This is a genomic window from Mixta sp. BE291, assembly GCF_031457955.1.
Classification (GTDB): domain Bacteria; phylum Pseudomonadota; class Gammaproteobacteria; order Enterobacterales; family Enterobacteriaceae; genus Mixta.
In genome coordinates, this window is record NZ_JAVDXN010000001.1 from 745,010 (window position 1) to 768,754 (window position 23,745).

23 protein-coding genes are annotated in these 23,745 nt (G+C 56.6%); 12 read left to right on the forward strand and 11 right to left on the reverse strand.

Going from position 1 to position 23,745, the window contains the following annotated elements:
- The first annotated feature begins 156 nt into the window (after positions 1 to 156).
- The 4 genes from J2X14_RS03600 (at position 157) to slyA (ending at position 2,948) form a co-directional block, all read left to right on the forward strand.
- Positions 157 to 396, forward strand: coding sequence for a DUF1289 domain-containing protein (locus J2X14_RS03600; protein WP_352409824.1), 240 nt, complete (start codon positions 157 to 159; stop codon positions 394 to 396).
- A 72-nt stretch (positions 397 to 468) separates the two neighbouring features.
- Entirely contained in the window at positions 469 to 1,365 is an 897-nt protein-coding gene (locus J2X14_RS03605; protein WP_352409825.1) for an aldo/keto reductase, read from the forward strand.
- Positions 1,366 to 1,455: 90 nt separating this feature from the next.
- Complete coding sequence (gene sodC / locus J2X14_RS03610; protein WP_352409826.1) at positions 1,456 to 1,977, forward strand: superoxide dismutase [Cu-Zn] SodC; 522 nt, start codon at positions 1,456 to 1,458, stop codon at positions 1,975 to 1,977.
- 527 nt (positions 1,978 to 2,504) lie between these two features.
- Positions 2,505 to 2,948, forward strand: a complete 444-nt coding sequence (gene slyA, locus J2X14_RS03615; RefSeq protein WP_249894497.1) for a transcriptional regulator SlyA — start codon at positions 2,505 to 2,507, stop codon at positions 2,946 to 2,948.
- 50 nt (positions 2,949 to 2,998) lie between these two features.
- Here the strand turns inward: slyA and slyB are convergent, their stop codons facing one another.
- Entirely contained in the window at positions 2,999 to 3,466 is a 468-nt protein-coding gene (gene slyB, locus J2X14_RS03620) for an outer membrane lipoprotein SlyB (protein WP_352409827.1), read from the reverse strand.
- A 285-nt stretch (positions 3,467 to 3,751) separates the two neighbouring features.
- On the opposite strand from slyB, the gene anmK reads away from it, so the two are divergent.
- The 5 genes from anmK to pdxY all read left to right on the forward strand — a co-directional run bounded on the left by anmK (position 3,752) and on the right by pdxY (position 8,244).
- Positions 3,752 to 4,870: an anhydro-N-acetylmuramic acid kinase gene (gene anmK, locus J2X14_RS03625; RefSeq protein ID WP_352409828.1), complete on the forward strand. Its 1,119-nt coding sequence runs from the start codon at positions 3,752 to 3,754 to the stop codon at positions 4,868 to 4,870.
- Between the two features lie 19 nt (positions 4,871 to 4,889).
- Complete coding sequence (locus J2X14_RS03630; RefSeq protein ID WP_352409829.1) at positions 4,890 to 5,204, forward strand: MliC family protein; 315 nt, start codon at positions 4,890 to 4,892, stop codon at positions 5,202 to 5,204.
- Positions 5,205 to 5,261: 57 nt separating this feature from the next.
- Positions 5,262 to 5,918, forward strand: coding sequence for a pyridoxamine 5'-phosphate oxidase (gene pdxH, locus J2X14_RS03635; RefSeq protein ID WP_352410134.1), 657 nt, complete (start codon positions 5,262 to 5,264; stop codon positions 5,916 to 5,918).
- Positions 5,919 to 6,051: 133 nt separating this feature from the next.
- A complete protein-coding gene (tyrS, locus tag J2X14_RS03640; protein WP_352409830.1) occupies positions 6,052 to 7,326 on the forward strand; it encodes a tyrosine--tRNA ligase in 1,275 nt (424 codons plus the stop codon).
- 57 nt (positions 7,327 to 7,383) lie between these two features.
- On the forward strand, positions 7,384 to 8,244 hold the full coding sequence (gene pdxY, locus J2X14_RS03645) for a pyridoxal kinase PdxY (RefSeq protein WP_352409831.1): 861 nt from the start codon (positions 7,384 to 7,386) through the stop codon (positions 8,242 to 8,244).
- A 48-nt stretch (positions 8,245 to 8,292) separates the two neighbouring features.
- On the opposite strand, the gene gstA is transcribed toward pdxY, so the two are convergent.
- The 3 genes from gstA to betT all read right to left on the reverse strand — a co-directional run bounded on the left by gstA (position 8,293) and on the right by betT (position 13,052).
- Positions 8,293 to 8,898 carry a glutathione transferase GstA gene (gene gstA, locus J2X14_RS03650; protein WP_352409832.1) on the reverse strand — a complete coding sequence of 202 codons (606 nt, stop codon included), beginning with the start codon at positions 8,896 to 8,898 and terminating at the stop codon, positions 8,293 to 8,295.
- A gap of 124 nt (positions 8,899 to 9,022) precedes the next feature.
- Entirely contained in the window at positions 9,023 to 10,510 is a 1,488-nt protein-coding gene (gene dtpA / locus J2X14_RS03655) for a dipeptide/tripeptide permease DtpA (protein ID WP_352409833.1), read from the reverse strand.
- A 532-nt stretch (positions 10,511 to 11,042) separates the two neighbouring features.
- Positions 11,043 to 13,052, reverse strand: coding sequence for a choline BCCT transporter BetT (betT, locus tag J2X14_RS03660; RefSeq protein ID WP_352409834.1), 2,010 nt, complete (start codon positions 13,050 to 13,052; stop codon positions 11,043 to 11,045).
- Between the two features lie 162 nt (positions 13,053 to 13,214).
- Between betT and betI the strand changes: the two genes are divergently transcribed.
- The 3 genes from betI to betA are packed head-to-tail and all read left to right on the forward strand — an operon-like array spanning position 13,215 to position 17,020.
- Positions 13,215 to 13,820, forward strand: a complete 606-nt coding sequence (gene betI, locus J2X14_RS03665; protein ID WP_352409835.1) for a transcriptional regulator BetI — start codon at positions 13,215 to 13,217, stop codon at positions 13,818 to 13,820.
- 11 nt (positions 13,821 to 13,831) lie between these two features.
- Positions 13,832 to 15,292, forward strand: a complete 1,461-nt coding sequence (betB, locus tag J2X14_RS03670) for a betaine-aldehyde dehydrogenase (protein ID WP_352409836.1) — start codon at positions 13,832 to 13,834, stop codon at positions 15,290 to 15,292.
- 42 nt (positions 15,293 to 15,334) lie between these two features.
- Positions 15,335 to 17,020 carry a choline dehydrogenase gene (betA, locus tag J2X14_RS03675; protein ID WP_352409837.1) on the forward strand — a complete coding sequence of 562 codons (1,686 nt, stop codon included), beginning with the start codon at positions 15,335 to 15,337 and terminating at the stop codon, positions 17,018 to 17,020.
- A 52-nt stretch (positions 17,021 to 17,072) separates the two neighbouring features.
- Here betA and nth read toward each other — a convergent pair whose 3' ends face one another.
- The 7 genes from nth to rsxA are packed head-to-tail and all read right to left on the reverse strand — an operon-like array spanning position 17,073 to position 23,639.
- Entirely contained in the window at positions 17,073 to 17,708 is a 636-nt protein-coding gene (nth, locus tag J2X14_RS03680; protein WP_352409838.1) for an endonuclease III, read from the reverse strand.
- Complete coding sequence (locus J2X14_RS03685; protein ID WP_352409839.1) at positions 17,705 to 18,394, reverse strand: electron transport complex subunit E; 690 nt, start codon at positions 18,392 to 18,394, stop codon at positions 17,705 to 17,707. The genes nth and J2X14_RS03685 overlap by 4 nt, the downstream gene beginning before the upstream one ends.
- Positions 18,387 to 19,019: an electron transport complex subunit RsxG gene (gene rsxG / locus J2X14_RS03690; protein ID WP_352409840.1), complete on the reverse strand. Its 633-nt coding sequence runs from the start codon at positions 19,017 to 19,019 to the stop codon at positions 18,387 to 18,389. Before rsxG ends, J2X14_RS03685 begins: the two co-directional genes overlap by 8 nt.
- Before the next feature lie 3 nt (positions 19,020 to 19,022).
- Entirely contained in the window at positions 19,023 to 20,078 is a 1,056-nt protein-coding gene (rsxD, locus tag J2X14_RS03695) for an electron transport complex subunit RsxD (protein WP_352409841.1), read from the reverse strand.
- Positions 20,079 to 22,487 carry an electron transport complex subunit RsxC gene (gene rsxC, locus J2X14_RS03700; RefSeq protein WP_352409842.1) on the reverse strand — a complete coding sequence of 803 codons (2,409 nt, stop codon included), beginning with the start codon at positions 22,485 to 22,487 and terminating at the stop codon, positions 20,079 to 20,081. It abuts the gene before it with no gap.
- Positions 22,480 to 23,058 (reverse strand): electron transport complex subunit RsxB, encoded by a 579-nt coding sequence (gene rsxB, locus J2X14_RS03705; protein WP_352409843.1) that lies wholly within the window; start codon positions 23,056 to 23,058, stop codon positions 22,480 to 22,482. The genes rsxC and rsxB overlap by 8 nt, the downstream gene beginning before the upstream one ends.
- A complete protein-coding gene (gene rsxA / locus J2X14_RS03710; RefSeq protein WP_352409844.1) occupies positions 23,058 to 23,639 on the reverse strand; it encodes an electron transport complex subunit RsxA in 582 nt (193 codons plus the stop codon). The genes rsxB and rsxA overlap by 1 nt, the downstream gene beginning before the upstream one ends.
- Between the last annotated feature and the right edge of the window lie 106 nt (positions 23,640 to 23,745).

Here is a 23,745-nt window from a genome sequence, read left to right on the forward strand (position 1 = left end):
AAAACCTTAATAAAACCTTAATGCAGGGTTAATGAGTGCGGGGCAAGGGGAATCATTCGTACTGCTTAACGGCGGCACACGGTAATTTTATGGCCAGGCTTGCGCTTCAGCCTGAAGCTGTCTTGAATAAAAGAAGGTGTTTACTCAGGAGGCGATGTGGCAGAGCAGCTTGAATTCTTCCCGGTGCCCAGCCCGTGCCGGGGTATTTGTCAGTCCGATGCGCGCGGCTACTGTCGTGGCTGCCTGCGCAGCCGTGAAGAGCGCTTTAACTGGATGCAATATAGCGATGCGCAGAAGCGCGACGTGCTGCGCCTCTGTCGCCAGCGCTGGCTACGCCTGCACCGCAATGAAAAACCTGCCGCGCCTGAGGAACCCCAACAGCCGTCACTGTTTTGATATCTTTCCCTTTTTTTCTCGGACGTCGGCGTATACTGCCTGTCATTAACCATGATTCGCAGAGGAAAAGAGATGACAGAACGCGTGCAGGTTGCGCCACAGGGGCCAGCGTTTTCCCGTCTGGTGATGGGCTACTGGCGGTTAATGGAGTGGCAGATGTCTGCTCAGCAGCTGACGACATTTATCGAGCAGCATCTGGCGCTGGGCATTACCACCGTCGATCATGCCGATATTTATGGCGATTATCAGTGTGAGGCCGCTTTCGGCGCGGCGCTGCGTCTGGACCCTTCGTTGCGTCAGCGGCTGGAGCTGGTCACCAAATGTGGCATCGCGACTACCGCTAAACCCGAAAACCAGCTGGGTCACTACATTACCGATGGCGATCATATTATCCGCAGTGCGGAAGCCTCGTTGCGTCATTTTTCTACCGATTATCTCGATCTGCTGCTGATTCATCGCCCCGACCCGTTAATGGACGCGGATGAGATCGCTGAAGCCTTTAGCGCGCTGCATCAGAGCGGCAAAGTACGCCATTTCGGCGTCTCCAATTTCACCCCGGCGCAGTTTGCGCTGTTACAGTCGCGCCTGCCGTTTACGCTGGCGACCAACCAGGTGGAAATCTCGCCGCTTTGCCAGGATACCCTGCTGGATGGCACGCTCGACCAGTGTCAGCAGCTGCGGATAAAGCCGATGGCCTGGTCCTGCCTTGGCGGTGGGCGTCTGTTCAGCGAAGAGAAATTTGCCCCGTTACGCGCTGAGCTGCGCGCCGTGGCTGAGGAAATCGGCGCTGAATCGGTTGAACAGGTGGTTTACGCCTGGATTATGCGCCTGCCTTCGCTGCCGCTGCCGATTATCGGCTCAGGAAAAATTGAGCGCGTACGCGCGGCGCAACAGGCCCTGAACCTTCAGCTGAGTCGCCAGCAGTGGTTCCGTATTCGTAAAGCCGCGCTGGGTTATGACGTGCCGTAAAGTAACGCAAAAAAAGCGGCGTAATGCAGCTAAACCCTGATTTTCCGCCAGACTGTAGAGGCAAGCTGACATTAATCTGCAGGAGGTAAGATGAAATATTCTGGTTTAGCAGCGTTAACGCTGCTGGTATGTGGCTACGCCCAGGCGGCTAGCCAGGAAGTGACACTGCACAGCGTCAATGAAAAGGGGATTGGCGCAGAGGTCGGTAGCGTAAAAATCGATGAAACAGCCTATGGACTGACGTTTACGCCAAATCTTGCGCAGCTGCCGCCGGGCATTCATGGTTTCCACGTTCATGCTAACGGCAGCTGTGAGCCTGCGACCACCGACGGTAAAACCGTGCCAGCGGGCGCGGCGGGCGGCCACTTTGACCCACAAAACAGCGGCAAGCACCTCGGCCCGTGGGGCGAGGGGCATCTGGGCGATCTCCCGGCGCTGTACGTGGATGCCGAGGGCAAATCGACCTATCCGGTGCTGGCACCGCGCCTGAAAAAAGTCAGTGAAATTTCCGGCAAAGCGCTGATGGTGCACATGGGCGGCGATAATCATAGCGATCATCCGCAGCCGCTGGGTGGCGGTGGCGCGCGTTATGCCTGTGGCGTGATTAAATAAGCTTACTCAGTAAGGTGCTGCTCGATTCTACTGCGCGGAGCGGGCAACATAATATCAGATTACGGCCCTTGCTGCGTAAACGTACAGGTTTTGCCTGGCAAGGGCGCATTCAGCTTACTTTATTGCTTCTTTGAGACGATGCCCATTGCCGTCACTACCCGGACCGGCATGATTAGCGGGGCGCGCATATCTGAAAAATCTGTGCGTTACAACGTAACGTCTGTTCGCCAGGCCACGCTAACGAGCCAATATGGCGCTTACGCCAGTCCAATGAATCGCCCTCTGGCACCTGCGTTTTGGTCATCAACGGGAGAAAGCGATGTCAGACCGCCTGGGTAGAAATCTGAAAAACATTGTTAAACAGCAGGATAGGCCAACAGAGCCACTTACGCTTATGCAAAGATAGAGCGTGTTTGCGTAAAGAACAAATGCCCTTTTACGGCGCGTACTGAATTTGTATTTTGCCCAATAAACTCGCAGAATAGATTAAAGTCACGCTTGATTGCTAGCAAGCTAATTATAAGGAGATGAAATTGGATACGCCATTAGGAACGGATTTAGCACGCTTAGTGCGCATCTGGCGTGCGCTGATCGATCAACGTCTTAAACCGCTGGAACTGACGCAAACGCATTGGGTCACGTTGCATAATATCCATCAACTACCGCCGCATCAGTCGCAAATTCAACTGGCTAAAGCGATTGGCATTGAACAGCCTTCGCTGGTACGCACCCTGGATCAGTTAGAAGAAAAAGGGCTGATTATGCGCTGCACCTGCGCCAACGACCGGCGCGCGAAACGCATTAAGCTGACAAAAGCGGCAGAGCCGGTTATCCAGCAGGTAGAGCATGTGATTGATGCCACGCGCGATGATATTTTAGCCGGAATTTCGAAGCGCGAAGTTGACCAGCTGATTACGCTTATTGCGCGGCTGGAAAAAAACATCGCGGAACTGCAAAAGAAAAGCGAATGACGGGCAATAAAAAACCGACGCACTGCGTCGGTTTTTTCGTTCGACAAGCCTTAGCGCGGAGAAACGGTAACCTGGCTGCCGTTTGAAGCCAGCACCACGCGCTGTCCCACTGAATAACGGCTGGCCGCCTGTTTTTGCACCACCATGATGGTATTACCGTCATCCTTACGGATTTCCAGCTCAACGCCATCTGCTTTATTCATCGCGCCCTGAACGCCCTGACCCGCTACGCCGCCCAGCACCGCACCGCCAGCCGTCGCCAGACTACGGCCTGCGCCGCCGCCCACGGTGTTACCCAAAAAGCCGCCCAGCACCGCGCCGCCGATAGCGCCGATCACATTATTATCATCGCCGCCCTGAATTTTAACCGGACGAACGGAGACCAGCGTCCCGTAGCTTACGTTTTGCACCTGTTTAGCTTCGTTAGCGCTGTACACGTCACCGGAAAGCGTATCCGTGTTAGCACAGCCTGCCAGCGTCATGCCTGCCAGCGCCACAACTAATAAACGCTTCATCATTATAAAGCTCCTTTCACGATTGTTGACTGCAACGAAAAGCAGCCACAGATGACCTAATTATACGGCAGAACCTGCGCCTGTTTTAAATTAGTAAAAAAAAGGCGCGGGCTGAGCATAGACCTTATCAGATAAACAAAGATTCAATTATGCCAGCAAAAAATCATGCCCGAATGTAAAAGCGTCGACCGTACATAAAAAACGACAATTAATCATAGAATTACCCCGCCTTTTTTGCCAGGCTGGACGCTGTTTGAATTCTCTTCCCCGCGGAAGTAAGGTCGTTTGATGAAATCGGGACGCTATATTGGCGTGATGTCCGGTACCAGCCTGGATGGCGTGGATGTGGTGTTAGCCGCGATTGATGAACGGATGGTGGCGCAGCAGGCGAGCTATTATCATCCGGTGCCGCAGGCGATACGCCAGCAGCTGTTGGCGATCAATCAGGGACAAAACCTGACGCTGTCGCAATTGGGACAGCTGGATACCCGTCTTGGGCGACTGTTTGCCGAAGCGGTGCTTACGCTAATGCGGCAGCAGCACCTGAGCGCCGACGATATTACCGCGATCGGCTGCCACGGTCAGACGGTATGGCATGAGCCTTATGGCGATGCGCCCAGCACGCTGCAAATTGGCGACAATAATCAGATCGCCGCCATGACCGGCATCACCGTGGTGGGCGATTTTCGTCGGCGCGATATGGCGCTGGGCGGGCAGGGCGCGCCGCTGGTGCCCGCTTTTCATCAGGCGCTGCTGATGCATCCGCAAGAACGGCGGATGGTGTTAAATATCGGCGGCATCGCTAACCTGTCGGTGCTGATCCCCGGGCGCGCGCCGGGCGGCTATGATACCGGTCCCGGCAATATGCTGATGGATACGTGGATCTGGCGGCATCGCAGCCTGCCTTATGATAAGGATGGGGCCTGGGCAGAGAGCGGAACGGTGATTGTGCCGTTACTGCAACAGATGCTGAGCGATGCCTGGTTTGCGCTACCGGCCCCGAAAAGCACCGGCCGGGAATATTTCAACGCCAGCTGGATCGAAAAGCAGCTGCGTCATTTTCCGGGCGTGGCGGCGCAGGATGTGCAGGCAACGCTGCTGGAGCTAACGGCGGTGACCATCAGCGAGCAGGTGCAGCTGAACGGCGGCTGCGATCGTTTGCTGGTTTGCGGCGGCGGCTGTCGTAATCCGCTGCTGATGGCACGTCTGGCGGCGTTGTTAGCAGGTACTGAAGTTTCTACCACGGATAAAGTCGGCATCAATGGCGATGACATGGAAGGGCTGGCGTTCGCCTGGCTGGCTTATCGCACCTTATCCGGGCTGCCGGGCAACCTGCCGTCAGTGACCGGCGCGCGTCAGGCCAGCGTGCTGGGCGCGATTTATCCGGCCAACCGGCCGCTATTGTAAGCTGTGCTGAGGAGATGACATGCGCAATAACCTGAAACTGCTGCCGGTTCTGCTGCTCACTGGCTGCGGCCTGTTTGGCAAACCGCAGCCGGAAACGCAAACCCTGCATTATCTTTGCGGCACGCTGCCGCTCACGGTCACGCTTGCGCAGCAGCAGGCGCATTTTATTATGGATGGTCAGCCGCTGACGTTAACCGAGCAGGAATCCGCGTCCGGCGTGCGCTACAGCGATGGCACCTACAGTTTCTGGTCACAGGGCGACAGCGCGTTTATCGAACGCAATCAGCGCATTATCGTTAATGATTGCCAGCTGCAAACCGCGCAGGCGCGTTGAATATTATCCGGGGCAGTCGCACAATAGCGGTACCCTTTGCTATGGTTGAATCCGATGATGAGTGAAAACGATAGTCTGCAACAGATTGCCCATTTGCGCCGTGAATATACGCGCGGCGGCCTGCGTCGTAACGATCTGCCCGAGCAGCCGCTGGCGCTATTTGAACGCTGGCTGCGTCAGGCCTGCGATGCCCAGCTGCCGGACCCGACCGCGATGTGCGTGGCGACAGTGGATGCCCAGGGCCAGCCTTATCAACGGATCGTTCTGCTGAAGCATTATGACGCGCGCGGCATGATTTTCTATACCAACCTGGGCAGCCGCAAAGCGCAGCAGCTGGCTGAGAACCCGCGCGTGAGCCTGCTGTTTCCCTGGCATTTCCTCGAGCGTCAGGTGATGGTGCTGGGGCAGGTGGAAAAGCTCTCAACGCTGGAAGTGGTGAAATATTTCCACAGCCGTCCGCGCGACAGCCAGATCGGTGCCTGGGTCTCCCAGCAGTCGAGCCGGATCTCCGCACGCGGCGTGCTGGAAAGTAAGTTTCTGGAGCTGAAACAGAAATTCAGCCAGGGCGAAGTGCCGTTACCCAGCTTCTGGGGCGGATTCCGCATCAAAATCGATGCCATGGAGTTCTGGCAGGGCGGTGAAAACCGGCTGCACGATCGCTTTTTCTACCAGCGTGACGGCGAGCGCTGGAAAATCGATCGGCTGGCACCCTGAATTCGTTAAATTTTCCTGACTGGCGCTGGCGCTGGCGGCGGCGGCGCTTTATTCTATATGCCTTCATTTCTCCGCATATCAGCGGAAAGCTGTGTACCAGCATAGGTGCAGTCGTTACAACATGGAGTCTTTAATGACCAGCAGTAACCTGATTAAACAATTGCAAGAGCGAGGCCTGGTTGCCCAGGTAACGGATGAGGAAGCGTTAGCAGAGAGGCTGGCGCAAGGGCCAATCGCTCTCTATTGCGGCTTCGATCCGACCGCCGACAGCTTGCATTTGGGCCATCTGGTACCTTTGCTTTGTCTGAAACGTTTCCAGGATGCGGGACACAAGCCGGTTGCGCTGGTAGGCGGAGCCACCGGTCTGATTGGCGATCCCAGCTTCAAAGCGGCAGAGCGCAAGCTGAACACGACTGAAACCGTAAATGAATGGGTAGATAAAATCCGTCATCAGGTTGCCCCGTTCCTGGATTTCGACTGTGGTGAAAACAGCGCCATCGCGGCCAATAACTATGACTGGTTCGGCGGCATGAACGTGCTGACCTTCCTGCGCGATATCGGCAAGCACTTCTCTGTTAACCAGATGATTAACAAAGAAGCGGTGAAGCAGCGTCTGAACCGCGACGATCAGGGCATTTCGTTTACCGAATTCTCTTACAATCTGCTGCAGGGCTATGATTTTGCCTGCCTGAACGAGCGCTATGGCGTGGCGTTGCAGATTGGCGGCTCCGATCAGTGGGGCAATATCACCTCCGGTATCGATCTGACGCGTCGTCTGCATCAAAACCAGGTCTTTGGCCTGACCGTACCGCTGATCACCAAGTCCGACGGCACCAAGTTCGGCAAGACGGAAGGTGGCGCGGTCTGGCTGGACGCGAAGAAAACCAGCCCGTACAAATTCTATCAATTCTGGATCAACACCGCCGATGCGGACGTTTATCGCTTCCTGAAGTTCTTCACTTTTATGAGCATTGACGAGATCAATGCGCTGGAAGAAGAAGACAAAAACAGCGGAAAAGCGCCGCGCGCGCAGTATGTTCTGGCCGAGCAGGTTACCCGCATGGTGCATGGCGCTGAAGGGCTGGCCGCCGCGCAGCGTATCACGCAGAGCCTTTTCTCCGGCAGCCTGAGCGAAATGACCGAAGCGGATTTCGAACAGCTGGCGCAGGATGGTATGCCGACCATTACGTTGGAGGTCGACGCCGATCTGCAACAGGCGCTGGTCAACGCGGAGCTGGTGCCGTCACGCGGTCAGGCGCGGACCATGATCAACTCCAACGCAGTAACGGTTAACGGTGAGAAACAGTCTGATGCGGAATACCGCTTCAGCGACAGCGATAAGCTGTTTGACCGTTATACGCTGCTGCGTCGCGGTAAAAAGCACTACTGTCTGGTGTGCTGGAAATAACGATAAAAAGGCCGGTTCGACCGGCCTTATTTTTTGGCAGGGTTGTGCAGGTTAAACATGAAAAACATTCTCGCTATTCAGTCTCACGTTGTTTTTGGTCACGCGGGTAACAGCGCGGCGGAATTCCCGATGCGTCGTATGGGCGCGAACGTCTGGCCGTTAAACACCGTTCAGTTTTCTAACCATACGCAATATGGCCACTGGACCGGCACCGTAATGCCAGCCTCGCATCTGACCGATATCGTTAAGGGGATTGCCGATATCGATCGCTTAAAAACCTGTGATGCGGTGCTGAGCGGCTACCTCGGTTCCGCCGAGCAGGGCGAACAGATTCTGGAAATTGTACGCCAGGTCAAACAGGCCAACCCCGAGGCCTGGTATTTCTGCGATCCGGTGATGGGCCATCCTGAGAAGGGTTGCATCGTGGCACCGGGCGTGGCGGAGTTCCATTGCAAAGCGTCGCTGCCCGCCAGCGATATTATCGCGCCGAATCTGCTGGAGCTGGAGATGCTGAGCGGCAGCAGCGTAACAAACGTAGAAGATGCGGTGACAGTGTCACGTCAGCTGATTGCTCAGGGACCGAAAATTGTGCTGGTTAAACATCTGGCGCGCGCTGGACGCCGCAGCGATCGTTTTGAAATGCTGCTGGTGACCGCGCAGGAAGCCTGGCATATCAGCCGCCCGCTGATCGACTTCGGCGTCAGGCAGCCAGTTGGCGTGGGTGATTTAACCAGCGGCCTGCTGCTGGTGAACTTGCTAAAAGGTGAGACGCTGAAACAGTCGCTGGAGCATATCACCGCTGCGGTCTATGAAGTGATGTTGAAAACCCACGAAATGGGTGAATATGAACTCCAGCTGGTGGCCGCGCAGGATCTGATAGCGAAGCCGCAGCAACACTTTGCCGCTGAAAAACTCTGACCACGTAAGGTTCAGAAATAACGGGACGCGCAGGCGTCCCGTTTGCTATCAGGCTAGTCCTTCCGCATCCAGCGCGGCGGCTACCGCAGGGCGTTCCGCAACGCGTGCCTGCCAGGCCGACAGCGCTTCCAGCCCGTTCAGATCAAGCTGCACCGCTTTTGCCCAGCGTGTCACCACAAACAGATAGGCGTCCGCTACGCTAAAACGCGTACCCACCAGCCACTGCTTATCCTGCAACTCATCGTTAACGTAACGGAATTTGCTCTCCAGCTGCTGGCGCTGCTGCGTTTTCACCTCTTCTGAGGTATTCGGGCGGAACAGCGGCGTAAAATTTTTATGCAGCTCGGTGGCGATATAGTTTAGCCACTCCAGCGTATGATAGCGCGTCAGGCTGCCAGCGGGCGCCAGCAGCTGGCGATCGGGTTTCAGGTCAGCGAGATATTGCACAATAGCCGGCCCTTCAGTGAGCAGCGTGCCATCATCCAGCTCCAGGGCCGGAACCTGCCCCTTGGGATTGATCTGCCAGTAATCTTCGCCGTGCTCGGTTTTCTTCGTGGCTAAATCAACATTGACCTGAGTGAAATCCAGGCCGCACTCGCGCAGGATGATATGAGGAGAGAGGGAACAGGCACCAGCTTTACTGAACAGTTTCATACAATGCTCCTTGTTGCATGCGGGGGGAACATCATCCTACTGCGGGCACCTGCAAATGTCAGCGTAAAAAAAGAATAAAAAAAAGCCGTCACGCGGACGGCTTTTTGTCTGTTACGCCTGGCGCTTATGGCTGTTTTGGCGCGTCGTGATCGATAGTCATACGATTCAGGATCGGCGCGGTCAGCATCATCAGTACGGCGATAATCGCGGTAGCGATACCGATTTTCTGGAACACCTCACTGTAGATTGCCAGCGACTGTAGCGGGTCGTTAACGCCTTCCGGCACCGCCATCAAGTTTGCCACTTTACCGGCGATCATCGCGGCGCCTGCGGTGGTCAGGAACCAGGAGCCCATAATAAAGCCCATCAGACGCTGCGGCACCAGCTGCGCGACCATTGCCAGTCCCAGACCGGAAATCATCAGTTCGCCGATACTTTGCAGCGCATAGCTCAGGATCAGCCAGTTGACGGAGACGATACCCATCTGATTCGCAAAGCTGGCACCCAGCGGCAGCACCAGGAAAGCGCCGGAGCAGAGCACCATACCGATAGCAAATTTATGCGGCATCGGCAGGCGGTCGCCCATTTTATTGTAAATCGCCGCCAGAATCGGGCTGGCAACCATGATCCAGAACGGGTTCAGCGCCTGATACTGCTCGGGTTCAAAAGTAATGCCCAGGATGCTGTGTTCCACATTGCGGATAGCGAAGAAGTTCAGCGAGGTCGGCATCTGCATATAGAGAACGAAAAACACAATCGCTTCTACCATCAGCAGGAAGGCGACAATCATGCGGCGACGTGCTGCGCCCTGCAAGGCGAACGCTTCTTTAGCGAAGATCAGAATAATACCCAGCGCAATCACACCCAGTACGATACGGGCAATGAACTGATGATGCAGCAGCCAGGTAGCGACGGAAATCAACACCACCACGCCGACCAGCGTTGCCAGCAATTTACCCATGTTTAACGGGGCGAAATCGGGTTTGGAACCGTAGTTCTTCACCATTTTCTGGCACAGCAGGAAGTTGATGACCGTAATCGCCAGACCAACCACGGAAAGGGCAAAGGCCACGCTCCAGCCGTAGCGAGCGGCCAGCCACGGTGTCAGCATCATGGAAACCAGCGAACCCACGTTAATTGACATATAGAACATGGTGAAAGCGCCGTCGATACGCGGGTCGTCTTTGTCATAGCAGGTAGAGAGCAGGGAAGCCGGGTTAGCTTTAAACAGGCCGCTACCCATCGCGATGGTCGCCATGCCGATGTAAACCATCGACACATCATGCCCCGACCAGGCCACCAGGCTGTAACCTATTGCCAGCACCAGCGCGCCGAGCACAATCACACGCTTGGTGCCTAAAACTTTATCGCCCAGCCAGCCGCCGATGGCGGTCAGGCCATAAACCAGGGCGCTAAAAGAGGAGAAAAGCGTGATGGAATCAGATTCGGACATCCCCAGCTGTTTAACCAGGTAGACCGCCATAATGGCCTGCAGGCCGTAGTAACCAAAACGTTCCCAAAGTTCGATGGAAAAGATCAGATAAAACGCTTTTGGTTGTTTGAACGCATTGAGGCTGGCTGCCTCATCAGTGTGTTTGTTTGCTGTAGACACTGTTACCTCTGTTGTTTCAACCTGATTTTCATCAGGAAATAAGACCGCGTCGCTGGCGAAACCGGCGCACGATTCTGTAATTAAATCTGAAAAAACGGCGGTTAATTTCTCTTATCCCGCCACAAGTGGCAAGTGTTTTTTTATTTGCTATCCGTGCGCCCGCGTTTAGGGTTAATAGCAAGATCGTCGCCTGTTAAATAGTGTTAAGTGCTGTTTGATATTTTATGGACGGAATAATCTGTCATTTTAACCGGACGGAAGCGGCAAACAGGGTGTTTGTTTTCTGGAAAACGATTTAGCCTTATGACCTGCAAAAAATAGAGAATAAAGCAGAATAAAGCGCTGAAATAAGCCGTTTCACGGGGTTTTATGAAGGTTTATAACGGCTTGTAGAACCGGCTGAACGCGTAGTTTTTGAGATGTGAGCGCGATCACATTTTGATGGATTAATTCAAAGCAAAAAATAAGCATGCTGGATTATTAAACTATAAAAGCCGGGCAATAGTTTATTATGCCCGGCTGAAAAGCGATATCAGCGAATTAAATGCAGGAACTGCAGATGACGCTCATAGTGATCAAGAATATCGTTAATGATCTGTTCCTCGGTATAACCCACCAGATCGTATTCCTGGCTGCCCTCCCACAAATGGACTTCAGCACGATAATAGCGGCTGGCGGCAGGTAAGCGATCGCCGTGACGCATAAAGGAAGGCGTGCGATAACCCTGCATCTGAACACCATAAACAAAAGGTGCTTCTTCGCCATGTTCGACGCGAATACTCATGGAAAAGTCGTGCGGTGAAAGATCGCTTTCTACCTGCAAGCCTTTCTCTTCCAGCACCTCAACCACTTTGCTCAGCGCCGGGCGCGCGGTCTCATCCATAAAGCGATAAACCATATCGCGTCCTGGGTAAGAGATCGCGCGGTTCAGACGGCGGCGCCAGCTACTGGTGTGGCCTGGGCGATAGCGTCCGTTAAGCAGCGGCGCGGCAATGGTAAGGGAACGGCTGCGATCGCGCTGTTTTTCATGATGCAGTGCGCGGTACATCGCCACCACAAACAGCGCCAGGATCAGGGAAAAGGGCAAGGCGCTCAGGACCACGGCCGTTTGCAACGAGGTGTAATCACCGGCAAACAGCAGGGAAAGCGTCAGCATACATACCGCCGCGGCCCAGAAGATACGTAGCCAGTTTGGCGCATCGCTGCTGCTGTCGCCGGTACAGGAGAGATTCGCCACCACCAGCGCGCCGGAATCGGCCGAGGTAACAAAAAAGATAAAGCAGATTATTACCGCCAGCATAATAAGCGGCGTCGCCAGCGGATAGCTGGAAAGCATATGGTAAACCGCCATCGCCGGTTCGCTAAGGGCAATATCGCCCAGCTGTTTCATGCCGTGCTGGAAAAAACTCAGGGCGCTATTGCCGAACACTGACAGCCAGGCCAGCGTAAAGCCCATCGGGATCAGCAGCACGCCAATGACAAATTCACGTAACGTACGGCCACGGGAAATACGGGCGATAAACATACCCACAAACGGCGACCATGCGATCCACCAGGCCCAGTAAAACACCGTCCAGCTGCCCAGCCAGCGCTCTTTGCCGCTATTGCCGTAAGCGTAAAGATCAAAGGTTTTTCGCGGCAGTTGAGTGAAGTAATCGCCAAAGTTTTGCACCAGCGCGTTGAGCAGATGACCAGTAGGCCCGGCGAACAGCACAAAAAAGAACATCAGTAACGCCAGCAGCATATTCAGCTCTGACATACGGCGTATGCCTTTGTCCACGCCGCTGACGGCGGAGAGCGTGGCGGCGCCCATCACTACCACAATCAGGATCACCTGCATGGTATGGCTCTGCGCGATACCGGTTAAAAAGCTGATACCGGAATTAATCTGCATGACGCCGATGCCCAGGCTGGTCGCGAGGCCGAATAGGGTGCCAACAATGCCGAAGATATCTACCGCATGACCAATCGGGCCGTTAATACGATCGCCGATCAGCGGATAAAAGGCCGAGCGCAGCGCCAGCGGCAGATTATGGCGATAGGCGAAATAGGCCAGCGACATCGCTACCAACGTATAAATCCCCCAGCCGTGCAAGCCCCAATGCATCATGGTCAGCACCATGCCGTCACGCGCGGCCTGCGCGGAGCCAGCCACGCCTTCTGGCGGCTGTAACAGATGATCCAGCGGCTCGGAAGCACCAAAGAACAGCAACTCGGAACCGATGCCGGCGGAAAATAGCATCGCTGCCCAGCTGCCATAGCTGAAATCGGGCGTGGCGTGATCGGGACCCAGCTTGATATCGCCATAGCGGGAAAGGGCGACGAACAGCACAAAACCGAGATAGAAGGCGACCACCAGCATGTAATACCAGCCGAAGGTTGCGGAGGCCCAGGTCTGCGCTTTACCCAATATCAAACTTGCCTGTTCAGGAAAAGCCAGCACGCAGCCAGAGAAGAGCACAATGATCAGGGCGGCGCCATAAAACACGGCCCGGTTAAGCGTAACTGTTTGAATTGTTTGTCGGTCTTGTGACCCCGGCATGCAAACTCCTCATCAAATTGGTTGCATTATCCCTGTATGAAAGCCCCTGTTGAGTACAGGGTTTTGTTATCCATTTGTTATAAATACTATGTTTTATTGATTGAACGTTCAATATAAAAAAGCTAGCCTGTAAAGACTTCATCAGTGAAAAGTGACAAGACGATGCCAAAAGTCGGAATGAAAGCCATACGCCAGGCGCAGTTGATTAAAGCGACTCTGACGGTAATTGATCGGGTTGGGCTGGCGGAGGCCAGTATCGCGGTAATTGCCAAAGAGGCGGGTGTCTCGACCGGCATCGTCAGCCACTATTTTGGCGACAAAAATGGCCTGCTGGACGCCTGCATGCGGCAGATTCTGGCCGACCTATACCTGGCGGTAGAACGGCAAAGACGTCAGGCGCCGGACACGCCAGAGGCGCAGATCCGCGCCATTATCGACGGCAATTTTGACGTTTCACAGGTTGATGCGCCGGTGCTGAAAACCTGGCTGGTTTTCTGGACCAACAGTTTGCACCAGCCAAGGCTGCAACGTCTACAAAGCATCAACGACCGGCGGCTATGGTCGAACCTTACCGCGCAGTTTGCCCGCGCAATGCCGCACGAGCAAGCGCGAGCCGCGGGCAGCAGCATGGCGGCATTAATTGACGGACTGTGGCTGCGTATGACGCTGTCGCCGCAGCCCATGGAAGAGGGACTCGGGCGGGCCCGGTCGCTCTGTTATCAGAATCTCGCGCTCTGGCTGACCTCGCCAGAGCAGAACAGGCCTTAACAGGAGGAATCATGGCGGAACGCCGCGGAAACTATATTAACGGCCGTGAAGAACCGGGCCGGGGAGCAATTTTTACCAGCGTGAATCCGGCTAACGGCAAGGTGCTGGCGGAAATCAGCGCCGCCAGCCGTGAGGATGTGGATCGCGCCGTTGCCAGCGCGCAGGCGGGACAGCGCATCTGGCGCGCATATACGCCGGTCGAGCGCAGCCGCGTATTACTGAAGGCGGTTGCGCTGCTGCGCGAGCGTAACCAGGCGCTGGCGGAGCTGGAAACCGCCGATACCGGCAAGCCAATTAGCGAAACGGCGGCGGTGGATATCGTGACCGGCGCGGACGTGCTGGAGTATTACGCAGGCCTGGCGCCCGCCTTGCAGGGCGAGCAGATTCCGCTACGCGACAGCGCGCTGGTCTATACCCGCCGCGAGCCGCTGGGCGTTTGCGCCGGGATTGGCGCATGGAACTATCCCATCCAAATCGCGCTGTGGAAGAGCGCGCCCGCGCTGGCTGCCGGTAATGCCATGGTATTCAAGCCGAGCGAAATCACGCCGCTGAGCGCGCTGGCGCTGGCAGAAATTTATAGCGAAGCGGGGCTGCCGGACGGCGTATTCAATGTGGTACAGGGCGCTGCCGAAACCGGCCAGGCGCTGAGCCAGCATCCTGACATCGCAAAAATCTCTTTTACCGGCGAAGTGAACACCGGCAAGCGGGTGATGGCGGATGCGGCGCTGGCCAACCTGAAAGAGGTCACCATGGAACTGGGCGGCAAATCGCCGCTGATTGTGTTTGCCGATGCCGATCTCGATCGCGCTGTAGATGGCGCAATGATGGCTAATTTCTATAGCAGCGGACAGGTTTGCACTAACGGCACGCGCGTTTTCGTTCAGCGCTCGCTGCTGGCGGCGTTTGAACAGCGTCTGCTGGAGAAAATGGCGCGCATCAAAACCGGCGACCCACGCGATCCGGCGGTGAACTTTGGTCCGCTGGTCAGCGCTCAGCACTGCGAAAAAGTGGTCTCTTACCTGCAACTGGGTAAAGAAGAGGGCGCGCGCCTGCTGGCGGGCGGTGAGCGCCTTACCGAGGGCGAACTGGCGGCGGGTTATTACGTCGCGCCAACGGTATTCAGCGACTGCCACGATGAGATGCGCATCGTACAGGAAGAAATTTTCGGACCGGTGATGAGCATTCTGGTGTTTGACGATGAAGAAGAAGCGATCCGGCGTGCCAACGCCACCGGCTACGGTCTGGCGGGCGGCGTTTTTACCCAGTCGCTAAACCGGGCGCACCGGGTTATCCATCAACTGGAGGCGGGCATCTGCTGGGTCAACGGCTGGGGCGAATCGCCGGCGCCGATGCCGGTCGGTGGCTACAAGCAGTCGGGCGTAGGACGTGAAAACGGGCTGGATACGTTGCAGCACTACACGCGGACCAAATCGGTGCTGATCGAGATGGGAGAGTACCCGTCAGCGTTTTAATTAATAGATCGGCGGCGCAGGCCGCCGAATGCAGGAGGTTTAATGCAGGAATTTGATTACATCATTATTGGCGCAGGTTCCGCGGGCAATGTGCTGGCGACGCGTCTTACCGAGGATGCTGACGTATCGGTACTGTTACTGGAAGCAGGCGGACGCGATCACCGCTGGGACTTTCGTACCCAAATGCCAGCCGCTTTGGCTTATCCGTTACAGGGTAAACGCTACAACTGGGCTTATGAAACCGATGCTGAACCCCATATGAATCAGCGGCGGATGGAGTGTGGACGTGGCAAAGGGCTGGGCGGTTCCTCTCTGATCAACGGCATGTGTTACATTCGCGGCAATGCGCTCGATTATGACGGTTGGGCAAAAAAAACCGGGCTGGAAAACTGGTCCTATCTGCACTGTTTGCCCTATTTTCGCCGGGCGGAGAAGCGTGATATCGGCGAAAACGACTACCACGGCGGCGAAGGTTATTTGAGCGTAACCACGCCGAAAACTGCTAACAATCCGCTTTACCGCGCCTTTATCGAGGCGGCGAAGCAGGCGGGGCACCATGAAACGGACGATCTGAACGGCTACCGTCAGGATGGTTTCGGCCCGATGGATCGCACCGTTACGCCGCAGGGCCGTCGCTCCAGCACCGCGCGCGGCTACCTGGACGTGGCGAAACAGCGTCCAAACCTGACCATCATTACCCATGCGCAAACCGATCGTATTCTGTTTACGGATAAAACCGCGACCGGCGTCACCTGGCTGCGTAAAGGCGCACGTCAGCAGGCCAGCGCGCGACGCGAAGTGCTGCTGTGCGCTGGCGCTATCGCCTCGCCGCAGATTTTGCAGCGCTCCGGCGTTGGCCCGGAAGCGTGGCTGCGCGAACTGGATATTGATGTGGTGCATGCCCTGCCAGGCGTAGGGCAGAATTTGCAGGATCATCTGGAAATTTATATGCAGTTCCGCTGTAAAGAGCCGGTCTCCCTTTATCCGGCGCTGAAGTGGTGGAACCAGCCAGCAATCGGCGCGGAGTGGTTGCTGAAGGGCAGCGGCATCGGCGCCAGCAACCAGTTTGAAGCGGGCGGTTTTATCCGCAGCGACAAGCACCCGGAATGGCCGGATCTGCAATACCACTTTTTGCCGGTGGCGATTAACTACAACGGCAGCAGCCCGGTAAAAGAACACGGTTTTCAGGCACATGTCGGACCGATGCGCTCCATGAGCCGTGGACGTATCAAACTGAAGTCAAAAGATCCTTACGACGCGCCATCGATTTTCTTCAACTATATGTCGCAGCAGCGTGATTGGGTGGAGTTTCGTGCGGCGGTGCGTCTGACGCGTGAAATTATGCGTCAGCCTGCGCTGGCGCCCTATTGCGGCGCGGAAATCCAGCCGGGGCTGGCGGTGCAGAGCGACGAGCAGATCGACGCCTTTATCCGGGAACATGCGGAAACCGCCTATCATCCCTGCGGCAGCTGCGCGATGGGCTATGGTGACATGGACGTGGTGGACAATGCCGGGCGGGTACACGGGCTGCAACGGCTACGCGTGGTCGATGCGTCGATCATGCCGCAAATCACCACCGGCAACCTCAATGCGCCAACGGTGATGATTGCCGAGAAGATAGCCGATCTGATTCGTGGTAGACAGCCGCTAACGCCGTCGCAGGCGGACTATTATCGCCTGCAACGCGAACAGGCGATTGCCGAGGCGGATGCGCAGAAAAGCGCGTAATAAAAAAGCCGGTCAGCAGACCGGCTTTTTCTTTGGCACAAAACCCCGCCCGTCATACATCGACTTTCTCTTTATATTCGCACAGATCTTCAATCAGACAGGAGCCGCAGCGTGGTTTACGGGCAATACAGGTATAGCGGCCATGTAAAATCAGCCAGTGGTGGCAATCCACTTTAAATTCAGCGGGCACCACTTTTAACAGTTTCTCTTCGACCTGCTCGACGTTTTTACCCGGCGCAAACTGGGTACGGTTACAAACGCGAAATATATGGGTATCAACGGCGATGGTCGGCCAGCCGAAAGCGGTATTCAGCACCACGTTGGCGGTTTTGCGGCCGACGCCAGGCAACGCTTCCAGCGCGGCGCGATCTTCCGGCACTTCACCCTGATGCTTCTCCAGCAGCAGGCGGCAGGTCTTAATCACATTTTCCGCTTTGCTGTTAAACAGACCGATGGTTTTAATGTACTGTTTGACGCCTTCCACACCGAGCTCCAGCATGGCGGCGGGCGTATTAGCAACCGGATAAAGCTTCGCCGTGGCCTTGTTCACGCTGACATCGGTTGCCTGCGCCGAGAGCAGCACGGCAATCAATAATTCAAAGGGCGAGTTAAAATGCAGTTCAGTGGTGGGATGCGGGTTGTTATCCCGCAGCCGTGACAGAATCTGATAACGTTTTTCTTTATTCACACTGCTTTCCCGACCGGTTCCTGCATCAGTTTTTCTCTGGCAGCGGCGCGCGCTTTTAATTTCTGATCGATGATATATTTCGCCGCCAGCATCATGCCGAGGCCGATAAACGCGCCCGGCGGCAACATCGCCAACAGCATTGGTGAATCGAAATGCACCACTTCGATACGCAGCACTTTTGCCCAACCGCCTAACAGCCGATCGGCACCGTCAAAAATGGTGCCGTTGCCAATAATTTCACGCAGGCAGCCCAGCACGAACATGGCGCAGGTCGCGCCCATACCGATAGCGAAACCGTCCAGCGCCGACAGCGGCACTGAACTTTTCGAGGCGACCGCCTCTGCGCGTCCCACCACAATACAGTTAGTGACAATCAGCGGAATAAAGATCCCCAGCGACTGATAAAGGCCATAGGCGTAAGCGTTAATCAGCATCTGCACGCAGCTAACCACCGAGGCGATAATCATTACGTAAATAGGAATACGGATCTCTGACGGCACCCAGCGGCGCGAGGCGGAGATCGCGCTGTTGGTGATGGTCAGCACCAGCGTGGTCGCCAGACCCAGCCCCAGCGCGTTGGTGGCGGTTGAGGTCACGGCCAGCAGCGGACAAAGCCCCAACAGCTGCACCAGTGAGGAGTTGTTTTTCCACAGGCCGCCGATTAACAGATTTTTAGCTTCACTCATTAGCGTCTCCACAGGCGGGTAGCGCAGAAAGGTTTTCTGGCAGAGTTTCTATAAGCAGCGTAGCGCGTTTGGCCGCGTTAACCACTGCGCGTGGGGTAATGGTCGCACCGGTAAACTGATCGAAATCACCGCCATCTTTTTTTACGGCGAAATGCGTATCCTGCGCGCCGTGCAGCTGGACGCCGCTAAAGTGGGTGATCCAGTCAGAGATGCGCAGTTCGATTTTATCGCCAAGGCCCGGCGTTTCATGATGCTCAATCACGCGCACGCCCAGCACTTTGCCATGAAAATCGGCGCCGACCAGCATCTGAATTGCGCCAGAATAGCCGTCTGGCGCGGTGGTTTCCAGCGCCGCCGCCACTGGACGATCGTCCTGACGCGCGATATATAAGCGATGCGGTTTATCATTGCCGAGGGCGCTATCGGTGACAACGTAACATTCTTTTTGCATCGCGTTGTTGTAATTTTCTGGCGGCACCACCTGATCCAGCAACAGCTTTTGTTGCACCGTGGTTTGATGGGCAATGGTCGGTTTGGTCACGGTATTAACCACCGCCGTCAGACCGGTGGTCACGGCAGCAAACAGCGCCAGCCTTACGCCATTTTTACGTATGGTATCCAGCATCCTTTACTCCTTACGATGGCCGTATACGCGCGGCTGGGTGTAGTAATCGATCAGCGGCACGCAGATATTCGCCAGCAGCACCGCAAAAGCAACGCCATCCGGATAACCGCCGAAACTGCGGATCAGCCAAACCAGCAGCCCAATCAGCACGCCATAGATCAGGCGGCCTTTATTGGTCGTGGATGCGGAAATCGGGTCGGTAGCGATAAAAAACGCGCCGAGCATGGTTGCGCCAGAAAAGAGATGGATCATCGGCGAGGCCAGCGTCGTTGGGGAAAAGAGCCAGCCCAGCGTGGCGCAAACCAGCAGCGAAAGCAGAAAACTCAGCGGGATGTGCCAGCGAATCGTGCCTTTCGCCAACAGAAACAGCCCGCCCAGCAGAAACGCCAAGTTAACCCACTGCCAGCCGAGACCGGCAAGCACGCCGCTGTAAATCGGCTGGGCCAGCAGCTGTTCGGCGCTGTGACCCGCGCGCAGGCCGGTTTTAAAGGTATCCAGCGGCGTTGCCTGGCTGATGCCGTCCACGCCCAGCTGCAGCTGCTGCATGGTATCGCCAGCCAGCGTGTGATGGGTGAAGATCATGCTTAACGAATCGATCAGGCTGGGCGTAACGGATTGCAGCGCCTGCGGCGGCATCCAGCTGGTCATCTGCACCGGAAAGGAGATCAACAACACCACATAGCCGATCATCGCCGGGTTAAACGGGTTTTGTCCCAGCCCGCCATACAGATGCTTGGCGATGATAATGGCGAAGGCGGTGCCGATGACAATCAGCCACCAGGGCGCCAGCGGCGGCAGGCTAATGCCCAGCAGCACGGCGGTGAGCAGGGCGGAATGATCTTTAAGATTGAACAATACCGGCTGCTTGCGCAGGTGCAAAATGGCCGCTTCGGTGCCCCATGCGGTCAGCGCCGCCAGCGCTATCTGAATCAGGTTGCCGTAGCCAAAGTAGTACCACTGGACAGCGATGCCCGGTACGGCGGCCAGCAGCACCAGCAGCATAATGCGGCTGGTGGCGCGGTGGTTGTGGGTATAAGGGGAGCTTGCAATACGAAACATTTAATCCTCAATGCTCTGCTGTGCTTTGCGCGCTTTAGCGCGGGCAACGGCGGCGGCGACAGCGGCTTTTCGACGCGCATCGGCGTCTGTTTCCGTATCGCTTTCCGCGGGTTCCTGCGCCACAACGTTTTGCGGCTCAGCGCTGGCGACCTGCGCCTGCTGTGCTTTCTTCGCTTTGGCGCGGGCGATGGCGGCTTCCACCGCTGCTTTACGCGGATCAACCGGTGCGGCGGGTTCCTGCGCCACAGCGTTTTGTGGCTCAGCATTAGCGACCTGCGCCTGCTGTGCTTTCTTCGTTTTGGCGCGAGCAATCGCGGCTTCCACCGCCGCTTTACGCGGATCGACCGGCGCGGCGGGTTCCTGCGCCACAGCGTTTTGCGGCTCAGCGCTGGCGGCCTGCGCCTGCTGCGCTTTTTTCGCTTTGGCGCGGGCAATAGCGGCTTCCACCGCCGCTTTACGCGGATCGACCGGCGCGGCAGGTTCCTGCGCCACAGCGTTTTGCGGCTCAGCGCTGGCGGTCTGCGCCTGCTGCGCTTTCTTCGCTTTGGCGCGGGCGATGGCGGCCTCTACTGCTGCCTTACGCGGATCAACCGGCGCGGCGTCAGCGAGCGGCGCGGTCGCGTCGGTCGCCGGGACGCTGTGACTCTCGCTATCGGCATCATTTTGCGCTTCAACCCGCTCGACGCCTGCGGCCTGCGCTTTCTTCGCTTTGGCGCGAGCGATAGCGGCTTCTACTGCTGCCTTACGCGGATCGCCAGCCTGGCGCGACAGCGGCTCGGTTTCCGCCTGTTTTTCGGCCTGACGGGCGCGCGCCAGCGCTTTACGCGCTTCACGCTGGGCGATGACCGCCGCGTTGTCTGGCTCCTGGCCTGCCTTCACCTCAACCGGCTCGACTGCCGCTTTCGCTTTCACGCGCTCCAGCGCAGCGGCGATTTCATCCTGCTCGCTGACGCTGACCCGACGTTTCGCCTGAGCATGACGCGCTTCACGCGCCTGTTTTTCGCGCTCAAGACGCGCCTGACGCGCCTCGAAACGTGCTTTCGCCTCGGCGGTACGTTTCGCTTCCAGGTCGATGGCGCGCAGCTCGGCCTTTTCCTGACGATAATATTGCACCAGCGGGATATTGCTGGGGCACACCCAGGCGCAGGCGCCGCACTCAATGCAATCTTCGATGTGATAAGCACGCGCTTTGTCGTGATCGGCGCCCTGGCTGTACCAGTAAAGCTGCTGCGGCAGCAGGTTGGCCGGACAGGCATCGGCGCAGGCGCTACAGCGAATACAGGAGAGCTCCTGCTGCGGTTCGCCCATCTCGCTGGCGGAAGGCGCCAGCAAACAGTTAGTGATTTTAACCGTCGGCACATCCAGCGCGGGCAGGGTAAAGCCCATCAGCGGGCCGCCCATGATCACCATTTGCTGCGGCTGCGGCTGAAATCCCGCCTGATGCAGCAGATGGCTGACCGGCGTCCCTAAACGGCCCCAGACATTCCCAGGCTGGGCGATCGCCTCGCCGGTCAGGGTTACCACGCGTTCGGTTAAGGGTTCGCCGTCGATAATAGCGCGCTTAACCGCATAAGCGGTGCCAACGTTCTGCATCAGCACACCAATATCAGAAGAGCGTCCGCCGTGCGGCACCTCTTTACCGGTGAGAATTTTGGTTAACTGCTTCGCGCCGCCCGAAGGATATTTGGTCGGGATCACCCGCAGCTGGAGATCGCTGCTGTTGCCCAGCGCTCGTTTTAGCGCCGCAATGGCGTCCGGCTTATTATCCTCAATGCCGATCAGCACGCGCTCCGCCTGTAGTACCCAGGCAAGAATCCGGCTACCTTCCAGCACCTCGGCGGCGCAATCCTGCATTAACCGATCGTCGGCGGTGATATAGGGTTCGCATTCGGCGGCATTAATAATCAGCGTGCGCGTGCTGTTCAGCCCGCCTTTCAGTTTGCTGGCGGTGGGGAAGCCCGCGCCGCCGAGACCGGCGACGCCCGCCTGATGGATGCGCTTCACCACCTCTTCACGCGGCAGCTGGCGGTAATCGTTCAGCGTCTGGCGCTCGATCCAGCGATCTTCGCCGTCCGGCACGATAAACACCGAAATTTCAGCCAGCCCGGACGGGTGGGCGGTCATATGCGGACCAATTGCCTCTACCGTGCCGGAGGTGGGCGCATGTACCGGCAGCATACGGCCATTGCCAAAGGTCAGCGGTTGCCCGCGCAACACCTTGTCACCTGGCTTAACGCAGAGTTCACCTTCGTGACCGATATGTTGCTTAAGCGGGATGATAAAGCGATCCGCCAGCGGAAGCTGACGCAGCGGCGTGCCGTTCGACTGGGATTTCATTTCCGGCGGATGGATACCGCCTTCGAAGTCCCAGATTTTATCTTTACGAAATAAATTCAGAAGGTTAAGCATGATGTTCCACAGGAATAACCCGAACCGGGATAGTGTGCAGATCCCATTTCCAGTTGGCTGTCGTGGTGGCTACCGGGCGCATTTCAATGCAGTCGGTCGGACAGGGGGCGACGCAAAGATCGCAGCCGGTGCAGACATCACTCAGCACGGTATGCATGGCGCGTGTGGCACCTACAATGGCATCAACCGGACAAGCCTGAATGCACTTGGTGCAGCCGATACAGTTGGCTTCATCGATCCAGGCAACGGTGCGCACCGGCTCTTTAACGCTGGCATCGCCATCCAGCGGCTGCGGCTCAACGTTCAGCAGCTCCGCCAGCTTCAGCATGGTTTGCTCGCCACCGGGCGCGCATTTATTGATCGCCTCGCCATTGTTACCAACCGCTTCGGCATAAGGGCGGCAGCCGGCATAGCCGCACTGCCCGCACTGGCTCTGCGGCAGCGTGGCGTCGATCTGTTCCACGATCGGGTCCGCCTCTACTTTGAAGCGGCGTGACGCGTAGCCCAGCAAGCCGCCAAAAATCAGGCTCAGGGCGCTAATTGCAATAATTGCTATCCAGATAGCGGTCATCAGAATTTCACCAGACCGGAGAAGCCCATAAACGCCAGCGCCATCAGGCCAGCGGTAATCAGGGCGATAGAAGAACCTTTAAAAGGTGTTGGCACATTGGCCAGCACCAGGCGTTCGCGCATACCGGCAAACAGCACCATCACCAGCGAAAAGCCCAGTGAGGCGCTGAAACCATAGAGCGCCGCCTGCAAAAAGGTGTGATTAAGGTTGACGCTCAGCAACGGCACGGCAAGCACCGCACAGTTGGTGGTGATCAACGGCAGAAAAATACCCAGCAGGCGATAAAGCGCCGGGCTGGTTTTCCGTACCACCATCTCAGTGAACTGCACGGTAACCGCAATCACCAGGATATAGGCCAGCGTACGCAGGTAGACCAGATCCAGCGGCAGCAGGATTAAATGGTTTACCAGCCATGCGCAGATCGAGGCCAGCGTAATCACAAACGTGGTTGCCAGGCCCATGCCTATGGCCGTTTCCAGTTTTTTAGACACGCCCATAAAAGGGCACAGGCCGAGAAACTTCACCAGAACGAAGTTATTCACCAGCACGGTGCCAATAAAAAGAAGCAGGTAGTCGCTCATCGTTTCGCCCGGAGTAATAAAAGCCGCTTATTATCAAATATTCCCGGCGCTATCACAACGGCACCTGGCGGTTAAAAAACCAGCAACAGCACTCAGGATTAAATTT